Origin of the sequence: Parasphingorhabdus flavimaris (genome assembly GCF_013371215.1) — a bacterium.
Taxonomy (GTDB): domain Bacteria; phylum Pseudomonadota; class Alphaproteobacteria; order Sphingomonadales; family Sphingomonadaceae; genus Parasphingorhabdus; species Parasphingorhabdus flavimaris.
In genome coordinates this window covers 137441-150973 of record NZ_JABWMH010000002.1, presented here as the reverse complement: position 1 = coordinate 150973, position 13533 = coordinate 137441, and the positions used below count along the sequence as shown (strand labels likewise).

The following is a 13533-nucleotide window of genomic DNA, read 5'->3' as shown; positions in this document are numbered from 1 at the left end:
GCTCAGCGTCCACCGAACCGTCGCTCGCGGTCGCCGAATGATTTCAGAGCCTTCTCAAGCTCCTGTTTGTCGAAATCGGGCCAGAGCGTGTCGGTAAAATAGAGTTCGGCATAAGCCGCCTGCCACAAGAGAAAATTGGACAGGCGCAACTCTCCCGAAGTCCTGACCAGCAGATCGAGCGGCGGCAAGTCCGCGGTATCCAGCCCACCGGATATATGGTCGAGAGTGATCCCGTCCGGTTCGACGTCGCCCCGCTTGACGGTGGTTGCGATTTGCTTGACTGCCCTGAGCATTTCGTCCTGCGCACCATAGTTGAGCGCGACCGCGAGCGTCATCCTGTCATTCCCGGCCGTTTTCTCGATCGCACTGTCGATCATCACGACAATATCCGGCTCAAGCGCCTGGTAATTGCCGATGACCTTGAGACGCACGCCATTTTCAACAAATTCATTGATATCCGACTGGATATACTGGCGCAGCAACCCCATGAGATCGCTGATTTCATCCTCTGGGCGATTCCAGTTTTCGGATGAGAAGGCATAAAGGGTCATCACTTCGACGCCCATTTCGCCGGCTACGCGGACAATATTGCGTACCGCCTCGACGCCTTTCTTGTGGCCCAGGGCGCGCGGCAGATGCTTGCGCTTCGCCCAGCGTCCGTTGCCATCCATGATGATCGCTATGTGACGGACACCATGTGTCGGGTCTGCTATTGCGCTAACGCTTTGCGCTGCATCTCCAGAGCCACCCTTGGAACGCGTAAGCTTCACTGGGTGAGGATTTCCTGTTCTTTTGCGTCAGCCAGCTTGTCGGCCTCCGCAATCATCTCGTCGGTCAGCTTCTGCACTTCGGTTTCGAGCCGCTTGCGGTCATCCTCGCTGATTTCCTTCTTGTTCTCGTCGGCCTTCAGATCATCCATGCCATCGCGCCGGACATTGCGGATAGCGATGCGTGCCTTTTCGGCAAATTGACCGGTCAGTTTCGCAAGGTCCTTGCGGCGCTCTTCGGTCAGATCGGGGATCGGAAGCCTGATATTGGGGCCATCCGTCATCGGATTAAGGCCAAGACCGGCTGACCGGATTGCCTTTTCTACCGGCTGAATATTGCTTTTGTCCCAGACCTGCACCGACAGCATGCGCGACTCAGGCACCGACACCGTAGCGACCTGGTTAAGGGGCATTTTCGAGCCGTAAACCTCTACCGTTATCGTATCCAGAAGTGCTATGTTGGCCCGTCCTGTACGCAGACCGCTCAGATCATGCTTGAGCGCTTCCAGCGTGCTGTTCATTCTTTTTTGCAGATCGGCTTTGTCATATTTTGCCATTGCTGTTTCCCCTAAATATTATTCGGTTGTTCCGACCATGGTTGCGGTACCGCCGCCACTCAAGACGGTCGCCAGATTGCCCTGCTCGCGGATCGAGAATACGACAATCGGTATCTTGTTTTCGCGGCAGAGTGCCACGGCGCTGGCGTCCATGACCTTCAGATTGTCTTTGAGCACCTGATCAAAACCCAGTTCATCATAACGCGTTGCGGAGGGATCCTTCTTCGGATCGGCATTATAGACGCCGTCGACGCTGGTGCCCTTGAAAAGCGCCTCGCAGCCCATTTCTGCAGCGCGCAGCGCCGCTGCCGTATCGGTGGTGAAATAGGGATTGCCGGTTCCCGCAGCAAAAATGACGATGCGGCCTTTTTCGAGATGGCGGACGGCCTTGCGGCGGATATAGGGTTCGCACACGCTCGCCATCGGGATTGCCGACAGCACGCGGGTATCACAGCCCATTTGCTCGAGCGCATTCTGGACAGCCAGCGCATTCATCACCGTCGCCAGCATGCCCATATAATCCGCGCTGGTCCGCTCGAAACCCTTGGCAGCTGCAGCCAGTCCGCGGAAGATATTGCCTCCCCCGACCACCAGACATAATTCAAAACCCGCCTCTTTGGCCGACTTCACTTCTGCCGCGATGCGATTGACCGTTTCCGGATCGATCCCGAATTCGCTTGAGCCCATCAAGACTTCACCGGAAAGCTTCAGCAATATCCGTTTGAACGCCGGTCGTTTCATGCAAATCCTATCCCGCCGGAATCAATGCCCGGCCCCAAATACAACAATGGCGCAGACCATAGATAGTCCGCGCCATGCTGCCAAGCGTTACCGCCTGAAATATTCAAACTGCAGCCCGATTAGCCGGCAACCGCAGCAGCAACTTCCGCTGCAAAATCTTCTTCTTTCTTCTCAATGCCTTCACCAAGCTGGAACCGGACATATTCGGTGAGCTTGATTTCAACACCGGCTTCTTTACCGGCTTGCTCGACGACTTGCGCGATAGGAGTTTTATTGTCCATCACGAAAGCCTGGCTGAGCAATGCATTTTCCTTGGCGAATTTTGCCATCGCACCGTCGACCATCTTCTCGACAATATTTTCCGGCTTGCCTGATTCAGCTGCCTTTTCCGTCGCGATTGCGCGCTCGCGTGCGAGCATTTCCTGGTCGAGGCCGTCAGCGTTCAGCGCCAGCGGGAAGGCAGCAGCGATATGCATCGCAATCTGCTTGCCGAGTGGCTCGAGAACGTCAGCGCCAGCCGTGCTTTCCAGCGCAACCAGGACACCGATCTTGCCCATCGTGGGTGTGACAGCGTTGTGGACATAAGGAACGACCAGCCCGCTCGAGACGGCGACCGTCTTCATGCGGCGGATCGTCTGGTTTTCACCAATTGTCGCAACATTGTTGGTCAGCACGTCTTTTACGGTGCCGCCAGCAGGATAATCTGCCGCAGCCAGAGCTTCGACATCGTCATTGTTCAGACCCAGTGCAACGGTTGTTACCTTGGCAACAAAATCCTGGAACTGGTCATTCTTGGCAACGAAATCGGTCTCGCTGTTCACTTCGACAGCAACACCCTTGGTGCCTTCGACCGAGACGCCGACGAGGCCTTCTGCTGCCGTACGGCTAGATTTTTTCTGAGCTGCGGCGAGACCTTTGGTCCGCAACAGATCAACCGCTGCTTCGACGTCGCCATTGGTTTCGTTCAGCGCTTTCTTGCAATCCATCATGCCAGCGCCGGTGCGCTCGCGCAGTTCTTTCACTGCTGCTGCTGTAATAGCCATAATCTGTTCCTCAATTTCTTGATCGGGAAATGTGAAATTGGGGCGACAAAAATGTCGCCCCGCTTATTTTTCGTAGCAGCCAATATATGGCTGCAAAAAGATGCTTCAAGCTCAGGCTTTTTCGTCTGCCTTTTTGTCATCTTTTTTCGCGGCAGCTTTCTTGGGAGCCGCTTTTTCTTCCGCTTTCGGAGCTTCAGCAGGAGCTGCTTCAGCCGGTGCCATTTCTGCTGCAATCTCAGCAATATCGGCAATAGCTGCTTCCTCTCCGGAAGTCATCGCACTTGCATTGGCTTCGCTCGAAACAATTTGCTCGACCGGAGGAGCAACCGCTGCTCCGAGATCTGTGCCAGCTGCAACCGAAGCGTCCTGGCCGCCCTTGGTGGCTGCTGCAGCAACCGATTCGCAATAGAGGCGAATGGCCCGTGCGGCATCGTCATTACCCGGAACCGGGAAAGCGATGTTGCTGGGATCAACGTTCGAATCGAGAATCGCGACAACCGGAATACCCAGAACATTGGCTTCCTTGATGGCGAGCTCTTCCTTGTTGGCATCGATCACGAACATGACATCGGGAATGCCGCCCATGTCACGGATACCGCCAAGCGACAGTTCCAGCTTGATGTGCTCGCGCGTCATCTGCAGGACTTCCTTCTTGGTAAAGCCAGCGGTGTCACCACCGAGCTGCTCTTCCAAAGTCTTCATCCGGCGGATCGAGTTGGAAATTGTCTTCCAGTTGGTCAGCATGCCGCCGAGCCAACGATGGTTGACAAAATGCTGGCCGCTTGCGCGCGCTGCTTCGGCAATCGGCTCTTGCGCCTGACGCTTGGTACCGACGAACAGGACCTTGCCGCCAGCCGATGTGGCGTTGGCGATAAAATCAAGTGCCCGTGCGAACAAGGGCACGCTCTGCGAAAGGTCAAGAATGTGGACGCTGTTGCGGGCGCCGAAGATATATGGCTTCATCTTCGGGTTCCAGCGGTGGGTCTGGTGGCCGAAATGCGCTCCGGCTTCAATCAATTGCTGTAGGGTGACGACAGGGGCCGCCATAATATTTCTCCTTATCCGGTTATGCCTCTGGAAAGCTGAGAACCTCAAACGACCTGAAAGACCGCTATCGGCACCGGTATGAGTGCTTTCCATGTGGAATGAGCGTGCCGTTAAGGCGAAGCGGAGTAGAATGCAACCCTAAATTGGGTTCAGGCGAACATGTTTGCGCCCTCTTGCTGCGCCAACCATTTCACCGGCCGGTATCACAAGCCCTTCCGAACACTAAAGAACTTGCGGAGATAGAAGTCATGGTCGGAAACCAGCGGTACCAGTGCGTCCGTCGCCGATAACCAACGACTGACCGCGTCTAAATGGCATCATGCAACCTTTTGATTCCCGATTCGTATTTTTGTCATGATTTGATAAAGCGCTTGACAATGAGAACAGAAATAGAACATTAAGCGCTCATTGAAAGAACAAACGAGGTCGTATCATGCTCACTATCGCTATCGCCACTTTTTTTGCGCTCGCCTTTGCCGGCGCCCTGTTGGTCATCGGCCTGATGTTTGTTCAATATCACGGAAAAATCCGCAGCGTCATTGAGAGCGGAATTGCGACCAATCAAACGTCAGCAGCATCGCATTCGCCGACCTATCGTCATCGGACGGTAAAAACGCAGCAGCTGGCTACGCGCCACCGCTCGCTGCAGTCCGCTCCGCTGCGCGCTGCCGCTTGACCTTGGCATAGCTTCTGACGCTGAACGGGATCATCGACAGATAGGCGATGCTTATCGCCGTCAGCATGATCCACGGCGCGCTGATCAGGGCAACGCCGAGCAGCCCGATCACCGCTATGCCCTCCAGTCTGATATTCTTGCGGAGCCGCAGCGACGACCAGCTGTAGGTCGCGGTATTGGAAATCATCAGAAAAGCGATGATCACGATCCACGGAGATACCAGCGCATAATGGCGGAAGATTTCCTGATCGGTTATCAACCACAAATATAACGGTAGCATCGCCAGACCCGCGCCGACGGGCGCCGGAATACCGGTCAGGAAGCCTGCTGATTTGTGAGGCTGGTCTTCATCATCGATCAACGCATTGAAGCGCGCCAGCCTGAGCGCACAACCGACGGCCATGGTCAGCGCCAACACCCACCCGAATTGCGGCATATATTGAGTCGACCAGAAGAACATGACCAGCGCCGGGGACACGCCAAAAGCGATAACATCCGACAGCGAGTCTAGTTCCGCGCCAAAACGGCTCTGTGCATTCAGCAATCGGGCAATGCGGCCATCAAGACCATCCAATATGCCTGCCAGCACAATCGCTGACGCTGCCAGCACCCAATTTTCCATATAGGCAAACCGGACGCTGCTCAAACCGACGCAAAGCGCGAGCGCAGTGACCGCATTGGGCACAAAGGCCCGCAACGGGATGCCTCTCTCGGGCCTTTTCATCGAACCTTTGTCAGCCATCAAATTTGCTCCGATCGAAAGCCGGTCAGCCTGCTGATCATTGGCCGACGCCTTCAATCTCTTTCATCTGGCCGGTGACCGCGATCACCGTTTCTCCGGCGATGGTCCGTTGACCGAGGACGACATTGGGCTCTGTCCCCTTGGGCAAATAGACGTCAACCCGGCTACCAAATCGAATCAGCCCTATTCGTTGTCCGACAGCTACGAAATCGCCTTCCTTGACAAAGGACATGATCCGGCGTGCCACAAGGCCAGCGATCTGCGTAAAACCGACCTTCAGACCATCATTGCGCTCGACCAGAAAATGCTGCCGCTCGTTTTCTTCGCTCGCCTTATCCAGGTCGGCGTTAAGGAACTTGCCCGAAATATAGGCCTGTCGCCTTACCGTTCCTTCGATGGGCGTGCGGTTGATGTGAACATCAAACACGCTCATGAATATAGACACCCGGATGAGTTCCTCATTACCGAGGCCGCCTTCGCCCTGCAATTCGACAGGTGGCTTTACCGGCATGATGAGATTCACGAGGCCATCGGCCGGCGCAACGATATATTTTTCGTCAAGCGGCGTAACCCGCTTGGGATCGCGGAAAAACGCCAACACCCATATGGTAATGCCGGCCATCGGCCAGGCCAGGGTTTCCCATGCCATGACGGCAAAAAACGCAGTGACCAGCCCTGCGATAACCGCAAATTTGCGACCTTCAGGATGGATCGGCGGAAAAGCCCACTTGGCTTCTCCCAGCCCCTTGTTCGAATATTTCTCAATTGCCATGAACGCTACTTAGGGACGGCCCATTAATCTGACAACACTCCCGTTGATTTATCGAGAAGACGGTCATCAGGCTTTTGCGCGAGCGTCCGCAACTCGAGGTTGAACAAATGACAATCTTTGCTAAGAGGCTCGCAACATCTATTCCTCCCTTTTGCTCCCGTTGCAGGAAAGTCTAAGCGATATGTCGAAAATTAAGGTCAAAAACCCGGTCATCGAAATTGATGGCGACGAAATGACACGGATCATCTGGCAATGGATCCGTGAACGGCTGATTGAACCTTATCTCGACATCGATCTTCATTATTACGATCTCTCGATCGAAGTGCGCGACGACACCAATGACAAAATCACCGTCGATGCGGCCAATGCGATCAAGAAGCACGGCGTTGGCGTCAAATGCGCGACGATCACCCCTGACGAAGACCGGGTCGAGGAATTTGGTCTGAAGCGGATGTGGAAATCGCCGAACGGCACCATTCGCAACATTCTTGGCGGGGTTGTCTTCCGCGAGCCAATCGTGATCGACAATGTCCCGCGTCTGGTACCGGGCTGGACCGATCCAATCGTTGTCGGCCGTCACGCATTCGGCGACCAATATCGTTGCACAGACTTCAAGGTACCGGGCCCCGGCAAGCTTCGGCTGGTCTTCGACGGTGACGATGGCACGAAAATTGACGAAGAAGTGTTCCAGTTCCCGTCACCCGGCATTGCCATGGCGATGTACAATCTCGACGATTCGATTCGCGATTTTGCCCGCGCCTCGATGAACTATGGCCTCAACCGCGAATGGCCGGTCTATCTGTCGACCAAGAACACGATCATGAAGGCCTATGACGGCCGCTTCAAGGATCTGTTCGAGGAAATTTTTCAGGCAGAATTCAAGGACAAGTTCGACAAGGCCGGAATCACTTACGAACATCGTCTCATCGATGACATGGTTGCTTCGGCTCTGAAATGGAGCGGCAAATTTGTCTGGGCCTGCAAAAACTATGATGGCGACGTCCAGTCGGACACGGTTGCACAGGGCTTCGGTTCGCTCGGCCTGATGACCTCGGTGTTGATGACACCGACCGGCGACTGCGTCGAAGCGGAAGCAGCGCACGGCACGGTTACCCGCCACTACCGCCAGCATCAGCAAGGCAAGGCGACATCAACCAATCCGATCGCGTCGATCTTCGCTTGGACACGCGGCCTGATCTATCGCGGCAAATTTGATGATACACCTGATGTCACGCGCTTTGCCGAAACACTGGAGCGCGTCTGCATCCAGACCGTCGAAAATGGTCACATGACCAAAGATCTCGCGATCCTCATCGGACCAGACCAGTCGTGGATGACGACCGAGCAGTTTTTTGAAGCGGTTCGTTCCAATCTCGAAAAAGAAATGGAAAACTGGAAATAGTCATTCCGGAATGGTGGGAGCTTCGGGCGATTGGATATCCTCTCGCCCGAATCCCAATCCGATGACCCGCCCGGGAATCCGTCGCAGCAACGGCACCCGGTTTAGCAACCTCAATGCAAATAGCGGCCTCTCGATCGGCTTTGCCCGTCGCAACAGCGGCGCAATCACCCTGTCCTGAGCAAGTTTCTGCAGCGTCTGCATCCGCCGCACCGGCTTTATCCGGCGCGCGCAGACCTGCTCCAGCAGCGGATCGGGATCCTCTCCCGCCGCCATTGGGCCGGCCAGAATATTAGCCGCTGAGACGGCGTCCTGCACCGCCATATTGATCCCGACACCGCCAATCGGCGACATTGCGTGCGCTGCATCGCCAATCGCCAGCAATCCCGGACGATGCCAGCGCTCAAGGCGATCAAGCGCCACTTCCAGCATCTTGACCTGGTCCCAGCTGATGATTTGATTGAACGCCGCAGTCAGATCCGGGACAAGCGAGCGCAATCCCGCGCGAAACGCGTCCAGCCCTGCGGCCTTCACCTGATCGGCCTGTCCCTTGTTGACGATATAGGCGCATTGATAATAATCATTGCGGTCGATCAGCACCATGAACCTGCCCGCTTGCACGGTTCCGAAGACGTCACCGCCCTGCCCCTCCGGCTTGTTGATGCGGAACCACAGAACATCCATTGGCGCGCCGATATTCCGCAACGGCAGTTCGGCTTTGCCGCGCAACACCGACCTTCTGCCATCGGCAGCGATGACCAGCCCGGCATTCAGGCTCTGCCCGTCGCGCGTCTTGACCCCGCAAACCCGGTCGGTCTTGTCGTAGAGAAGGTCCACCGCTTCGGTCTCCATCCGCAAGTCAAAGCCGCGATAATGCCTTGCCTTGCGCGCGATGAAATCGAGCAAATCCCATTGCGGCATCATCGCTATATAGGGCGCCGCCACCGGCAAATGGCGAAAGTCGACGGCCTTCATCCGGCGACCGGCGATATCGATCGAGGCTTGCTCCAGCCTGCTATGTGGCAATTGCAGCAATTCATCCAGCATGCCCAGCTGATGGAACAGCTCGAGCGTCGACGGGTGAACCGTGTCCCCGCGGAAATCCCGAAGAAAGTCGGCATGTTTCTCCAGCACAGCCACTTTCAATCCGGCGCGAGCGAACAGCAATCCCGCCATCATCCCCGCCGGACCGCCGCCGACGACCACAATATCCCGATCCATTTCCATCATTCGCGCCTTCCATCACGTAAGCTGCTGACAAATAGCATCGTTCGCGTATAGAGTCGCCCCATGCACAGTCCGCTCGAAAACCCAGCCTTCATTGACGCCATCGTGATTCTCGGTGCGGCAGGAATCATAATTCCCGCATTTGCCCGGTTCAGGATCACGCCGATCATCGGATTCATTCTGGTCGGCATCCTGCTCGGTCCCTCGGGACTGGGATCGTTGCAGAACCAATATTCCTGGCTGCAATTCGTCACCATTAGCGATCGCGAGGCAATCGAGCCGTTCGCCGAAATGGGGATCATATTGCTGCTCTTCTCGATCGGACTGGAACTGTCGTTCAAACGCCTCTGGTCGCTCCGCCGGCTCGTTTTCCGCGTCGGCGCGGCGGAGTTGCTGGCATCCGGATTGATCATTGCGTCTGTTCTCTATCTTCTCGGCCAGAATGCCCCCGGCGCGCTCGGGCTGGGGCTGGCGCTGGCGCTGTCGTCGACAGCTCTGGTGCTTCCCATGTCCGGCACGAAAAGCCCGGTTGGCCGCGCGGCGCTGGCGATGCTTCTGTTCGAGGACGTCGCCATTGTTCCGATCATTTTCCTGCTCGGCGCGATCTCTCCCGCGATCACCGCCGATGGCGGCTGGGATGATCTGGGACGAACATTGCTGCTGGGCGGTGCGGTCATTGTCGGCATGCTTGTTCTCGGACGGCTCGTTCTTCCGCGAATTTTTGCCCAGGCGGCACGGACCAAGAGCCCCGAACTGTTTCTGGCGGTAAGCCTGCTCGTCATCATCCTCGCCAGTCTGGCGACCGCCGCAACCGGATTGTCACCGATCGTCGGCGCCCTGCTCGCGGGTCTGCTGATCGCAGAAACCGAATATCACGGCGAAGTCGAGGTCATCACGCAGCCGTTCAAGGGACTGGCGCTGGGCGTATTCCTGATCACCGTCGGTATGCAGGTCGATATTCGCGTGGTGATTGAAAACTGGGCCAGCCTGGTTACCGCCGTCGTCGGCGTCGTGCTGGTAAAAGCGGTGGTCACCGGCAGCCTGCTCCGCTTCGCCGGTGCCCGGGCCGGCACCGCCACCGAAGCCGGCGTCCTGATGGCCAGTCCCTCCGAAACCACATTGATTGTCCTGGCGGCCGCCACGCAAGCGCAGCTGATCCAGCCACAGACCGCGGCCTTCTGGCAGATTGTCACCGCCATCGGCCTGACCATCACGCCGCTGCTGGCCCGTTTCGGCCATGACATCGCGCGGCGTATGGAAATGCGCAGCGGCGGTGGCACAGCCTCCGATGAATTGCCGGTGGAAGCGCAGCAGACCATCATCATCGGCTTTGGCCGGGTGGGCAAGCTGATCGCCGACCTGCTGACCACCCATAATCAGAAATATCTCGCGGTGGAGACCAATATCGACACCGTCGCCAGAGCCCGCCGCGAGGGCTATCCGATCATGTTCGGCAATGTGTCCCGCAACGAAATGCTCGACCGTTTGCGGCTTGGCCATGCAAAGGCTCTGGTCCTGACGATGGACGAGCCGGTGCTCTCGGTACAGATTGTCAAAAAGGTCCGGGCCTGGGTACCCGACTTGCCGATCATTGCGAGGGCGCGGGACATTGAACATGCCGCCGAACTCTATCAGGCCGGCGCAACCAATGCCGTGCCAGAAGCGCTCGAGGGATCCCTGCAATTGTCAGAGGCCGTGCTGGTCGAAAACGGCGTTGCCATGGGACCCGTCATCGCCTCGATCCATGAATTGCGCGATATCTACCGCAAGCAGATTCAGGAAGAAGGCGATCTGGAACACGAACCCAAGCTGAAATCCATGTCGACATCTACCGGTCAGGCGACCGCCGACGATCTGGTGCCCGACGGACTCAGCCCGCAAGAACAGACCTGATAGCCGCAATCGCATCGTCGGCCTTGGCCCCGTCGGGACCGCCTCCCTGCGCCATGTCCGGACGACCGCCGCCGCCCTTGCCGCCGACCGCTGCAACGCCCGCCTGAACCAGATCGACAGCGCTCAGTCGCTCGGTCAGGTCATCGGTCACACCAACCGCAACCGTCGCGCGGCCGTCATTGACGGCTACCATAGCACTGACGCCGCTACCCAGTTGCTGCTTGGCCTGGTCGACCAGACCGCGCAGTTCCTTGGGGTTCAGGCCCTGAATGACCTTGCCGCTGAACGCGACATCGCCGATCGTTTCTGTCTCGGTCGCCTGCGCGCCGCCGCCACCGTCGCCGGCCAGCGCCAGCGCGGTTTTCGCCTCGGTCAGTTCCCGGTCGAGCTTCTTGCGCTCTTCCATCAGAATGGCGACACGGTCAGCCGCTTCTTCGGGTGAGGATTTCAGCGTCGCTGCGATCGATTTGAGCTTGGCGTCACGATCGGCAAACCACAGCCGTGCCGCTTCGCCGGTAAGCGCTTCGATCCTTCTGACTCCGCTGGCAACCGCCGATTCAGAGACGATCACCATCAGCCCGATATCACCGAGCGCGTGGACATGCGTCCCACCACACAGCTCTACTGAATAATCGAGATCGGCCTCGCGGCCCATCGAAAGCACACGCACTTCCTCGCCATATTTCTCGCCGAAAAGCGCTAGCGCGCCGGCTTCGACCGCCTCGTCGGGACTCATCAGCCGGGTGGTGACCGGGCTGTTGCCGCGAATCTGCGCGTTCACATCCGCTTCGACCGCCTTGATCTGGGATTCGGTCAGGGCAGAGGGGTGCGAAAAGTCGAACCGCAGGCGGTCGGCTGCGACCAGACTGCCCTTCTGGGTCACATGGTCGCCAAGATGATGCCGCAACGCCTTGTGCAGCAAATGGGTGGCGCTGTGATTGGCACGCAGCGCGCTACGCCGGTCTTCATCCACTTTCAGATGAACCAGGTCGCCGACCGACACCGAACCCGACTTGATTTCGATCTGATGGGCATGGAGCCGTCCTAGCGGCTTTCGAGTGTCGGTCACGCTCGCGGCGAAACCGTCTTCACCGGATATCTTGCCGGCATCTCCCATCTGGCCGCCGCTTTCGCCGTAAAATGGCGTCTGATTGGTCAGCAGCGTGACCGTGTCACCGCTCTGCGCGGTTTCAATTTCGCTACCATCCCTGACCAGAGCCACGACAACGCCCTCGCCTTCCTCTGACGTATAGCCGGTAAATTCGGTACTGCCTTCGCGCTCGGCAATGTCGAACCAGACCGTGTCGGAAGCCTGGTCGCCGGAGCCTTTCCATGCGGCGCGGGCGGCTGCCTTCTGCTCGGCCATTGCCTTGTCGAAGCCTTCGCGATCGACACCCAGTGACTTGGCGCGCAGCGCATCTTCGGTGAGATCATAGGGGAAGCCATAAGTGTCGTAGAGCTTGAACGCCGTTGCCCCGGGCAGGACATCGCCCTCGCCCATATCAACGATTTCCGCGTCGAGCAGCTTCAGGCCATTGGCCAATGTCTGCCGGAAATTGGTTTCCTCACGCAGCAAGGTTTCCTCGATCAGCGGTTGCGCGCGGATCAGCTCGGGAAAGGCATTGCCCATTTCACCGGTCAGCGAACCGACCATCCGGTGCATCAGCGGATCGGCAGCACCCAGCAAATGGGCGTGGCGCATGGCCCGCCGCATGATACGGCGCAGCACGTAGCCACGACCCTCGTTGGACGGCAGGACGCCATCGGCAACCAGGAAGGAAGAGGCGCGCAGATGATCGGCGATCACCCGGTGGCTGGCCTGGTTGTCGCCGGTGGTGGCCGTGCCGGTCAGCGATCCCGATTCCGCGATCAGCGCCTTGAACAGGTCGATGTCGTAATTGTCGTGCACGCCCTGCATGACAGCGGCCACACGTTCCAGCCCCATGCCGGTATCGATCGACGGCTTGGGCAGATCAACGCGATCGCCTTCACCGCGCTGGTCATATTGCATGAACACCAGATTCCAGATTTCTACGAAACGGTCGCCGTCTTCATCCGGACTGCCCGGAGGGCCGCCGGGAATATGTTCGCCGTGATCATAGAAAATCTCGCTGCACGGACCACAGGGTCCGGTATCGCCCATCGACCAGAAATTGTCGTCGGTGGCGATGCGAATGATCCGCTCGTCCGGCAGGCCGGCGATTTTCTTCCACAGGTCAAAGGCCTCATCATCATCATGATAGACGGTCACGGTCAGCCGGTCGGGCGAAATGCCCCAGTTTCTGGTGATCAGGTCCCACGCCTGATGGATCGCCTGTTCCTTGAAATAATCGCCGAACGAAAAATTGCCGAGCATCTCGAAGAACGTGTGATGCCGCGCCGTATAGCCGACATTGTCGAGATCATTGTGCTTGCCGCCGGCGCGAACGCACTTCTGGCTGGAAGTGGCCGTCGAATAAGGGCTTTTCTCCGCTCCGGTGAAGATATTCTTGAACGGGACCATCCCCGCATTGATGAACATCAACGTCGGATCATTATAGGGAATGAGCGGCGAAGAGGGGACGATCTCGTGACCCTGAGCGGCAAAATAGTCTAGAAAAGACCGTCTGATATCATTGGTGGTTTGCATCGTTTCGACTTAGGCGAGCGATCTGCCGTTGACAATCCCG

The 13533-nt window shown here is 57.5% G+C and carries 11 protein-coding genes; 2 read left to right on the top strand and 9 right to left on the bottom strand.

The window, feature by feature from the left end:
* Positions 1–2: 2 nt before the first annotated feature.
* The 7 genes from uppS to HUO14_RS05395 all read right to left on the bottom strand — a co-directional run bounded on the left by uppS (position 3) and on the right by HUO14_RS05395 (position 6345).
* Entirely contained in the window at positions 3–671 is a 669-nt protein-coding gene (gene uppS, locus HUO14_RS05425) for a polyprenyl diphosphate synthase (RefSeq protein WP_246255399.1), read from the bottom strand.
* A 95-nt stretch (positions 672–766) separates the two neighbouring features.
* Positions 767–1324, bottom strand: coding sequence for a ribosome recycling factor (gene frr / locus HUO14_RS05420; RefSeq protein ID WP_176278879.1), 558 nt, complete (start codon positions 1322–1324; stop codon positions 767–769).
* An 18-nt stretch (positions 1325–1342) separates the two neighbouring features.
* A complete protein-coding gene (gene pyrH, locus HUO14_RS05415) occupies positions 1343–2065 on the bottom strand; it encodes a UMP kinase (RefSeq protein ID WP_176278878.1) in 723 nt (240 codons plus the stop codon).
* Between the two features lie 119 nt (positions 2066–2184).
* Positions 2185–3108 carry a translation elongation factor Ts gene (gene tsf / locus HUO14_RS05410; RefSeq protein WP_176278877.1) on the bottom strand — a complete coding sequence of 308 codons (924 nt, stop codon included), beginning with the start codon at positions 3106–3108 and terminating at the stop codon, positions 2185–2187.
* Positions 3109–3219: 111 nt separating this feature from the next.
* A complete protein-coding gene (gene rpsB / locus HUO14_RS05405; RefSeq protein ID WP_176278876.1) occupies positions 3220–4155 on the bottom strand; it encodes a 30S ribosomal protein S2 in 936 nt (311 codons plus the stop codon).
* Between the two features lie 626 nt (positions 4156–4781).
* A complete protein-coding gene (locus HUO14_RS05400) occupies positions 4782–5573 on the bottom strand; it encodes a CDP-alcohol phosphatidyltransferase family protein (protein ID WP_176278875.1) in 792 nt (263 codons plus the stop codon).
* Positions 5574–5610: 37 nt separating this feature from the next.
* Positions 5611–6345, bottom strand: a complete 735-nt coding sequence (locus HUO14_RS05395) for a phosphatidylserine decarboxylase (protein WP_176278874.1) — start codon at positions 6343–6345, stop codon at positions 5611–5613.
* Positions 6346–6526: 181 nt separating this feature from the next.
* Between HUO14_RS05395 and HUO14_RS05390 the strand changes: the two genes are divergently transcribed.
* Positions 6527–7747, top strand: coding sequence for an NADP-dependent isocitrate dehydrogenase (locus HUO14_RS05390; protein ID WP_176278873.1), 1221 nt, complete (start codon positions 6527–6529; stop codon positions 7745–7747).
* On the opposite strand, the gene HUO14_RS05385 is transcribed toward HUO14_RS05390, so the two are convergent.
* Positions 7748–8974, bottom strand: coding sequence for an FAD-dependent oxidoreductase (locus tag HUO14_RS05385; protein WP_343046059.1), 1227 nt, complete (start codon positions 8972–8974; stop codon positions 7748–7750). It abuts the gene before it with no gap.
* A gap of 60 nt (positions 8975–9034) precedes the next feature.
* Between HUO14_RS05385 and HUO14_RS05380 the strand changes: the two genes are divergently transcribed.
* Positions 9035–10864: a cation:proton antiporter domain-containing protein gene (locus HUO14_RS05380; protein ID WP_176278872.1), complete on the top strand. Its 1830-nt coding sequence runs from the start codon at positions 9035–9037 to the stop codon at positions 10862–10864.
* Here HUO14_RS05380 and alaS read toward each other — a convergent pair.
* Entirely contained in the window at positions 10842–13493 is a 2652-nt protein-coding gene (gene alaS, locus HUO14_RS05375; protein ID WP_176278871.1) for an alanine--tRNA ligase, read from the bottom strand. The two genes, HUO14_RS05380 and alaS, sit on opposite strands and share 23 nt — an antisense overlap.
* Positions 13494–13533 lie beyond the last annotated feature (40 nt).

What these genes read in the sequence shown, in the direction of transcription:
- tsf (WP_176278877.1), bottom strand. Translation starts at nt 3,108, where the DNA reads ATGGCTATTACAGCAGCAGCAGTGAAAGAACTGCGCGAGCGCACCGGC.
- HUO14_RS05380 (WP_176278872.1), top strand. Translation starts at nt 9,035, where the DNA reads ATGCACAGTCCGCTCGAAAACCCAGCCTTCATTGACGCCATCGTGATT.
- frr (WP_176278879.1), bottom strand. Translation starts at nt 1,324, where the DNA reads ATGGCAAAATATGACAAAGCCGATCTGCAAAAAAGAATGAACAGCACG.
- alaS (WP_176278871.1), bottom strand. Translation starts at nt 13,493, where the DNA reads ATGCAAACCACCAATGATATCAGACGGTCTTTTCTAGACTATTTTGCC.
- rpsB (WP_176278876.1), bottom strand. Translation starts at nt 4,155, where the DNA reads ATGGCGGCCCCTGTCGTCACCCTACAGCAATTGATTGAAGCCGGAGCG.
- HUO14_RS05400 (WP_176278875.1), bottom strand. Translation starts at nt 5,573, where the DNA reads ATGGCTGACAAAGGTTCGATGAAAAGGCCCGAGAGAGGCATCCCGTTG.
- uppS (WP_246255399.1), bottom strand. Translation starts at nt 671, where the DNA reads ATGGATGGCAACGGACGCTGGGCGAAGCGCAAGCATCTGCCGCGCGCC.
- HUO14_RS05390 (WP_176278873.1), top strand. Translation starts at nt 6,527, where the DNA reads ATGTCGAAAATTAAGGTCAAAAACCCGGTCATCGAAATTGATGGCGAC.
- HUO14_RS05395 (WP_176278874.1), bottom strand. Translation starts at nt 6,345, where the DNA reads ATGGCAATTGAGAAATATTCGAACAAGGGGCTGGGAGAAGCCAAGTGG.
- pyrH (WP_176278878.1), bottom strand. Translation starts at nt 2,065, where the DNA reads ATGAAACGACCGGCGTTCAAACGGATATTGCTGAAGCTTTCCGGTGAA.
- HUO14_RS05385 (WP_343046059.1), bottom strand. Translation starts at nt 8,974, where the DNA reads ATGATGGAAATGGATCGGGATATTGTGGTCGTCGGCGGCGGTCCGGCG.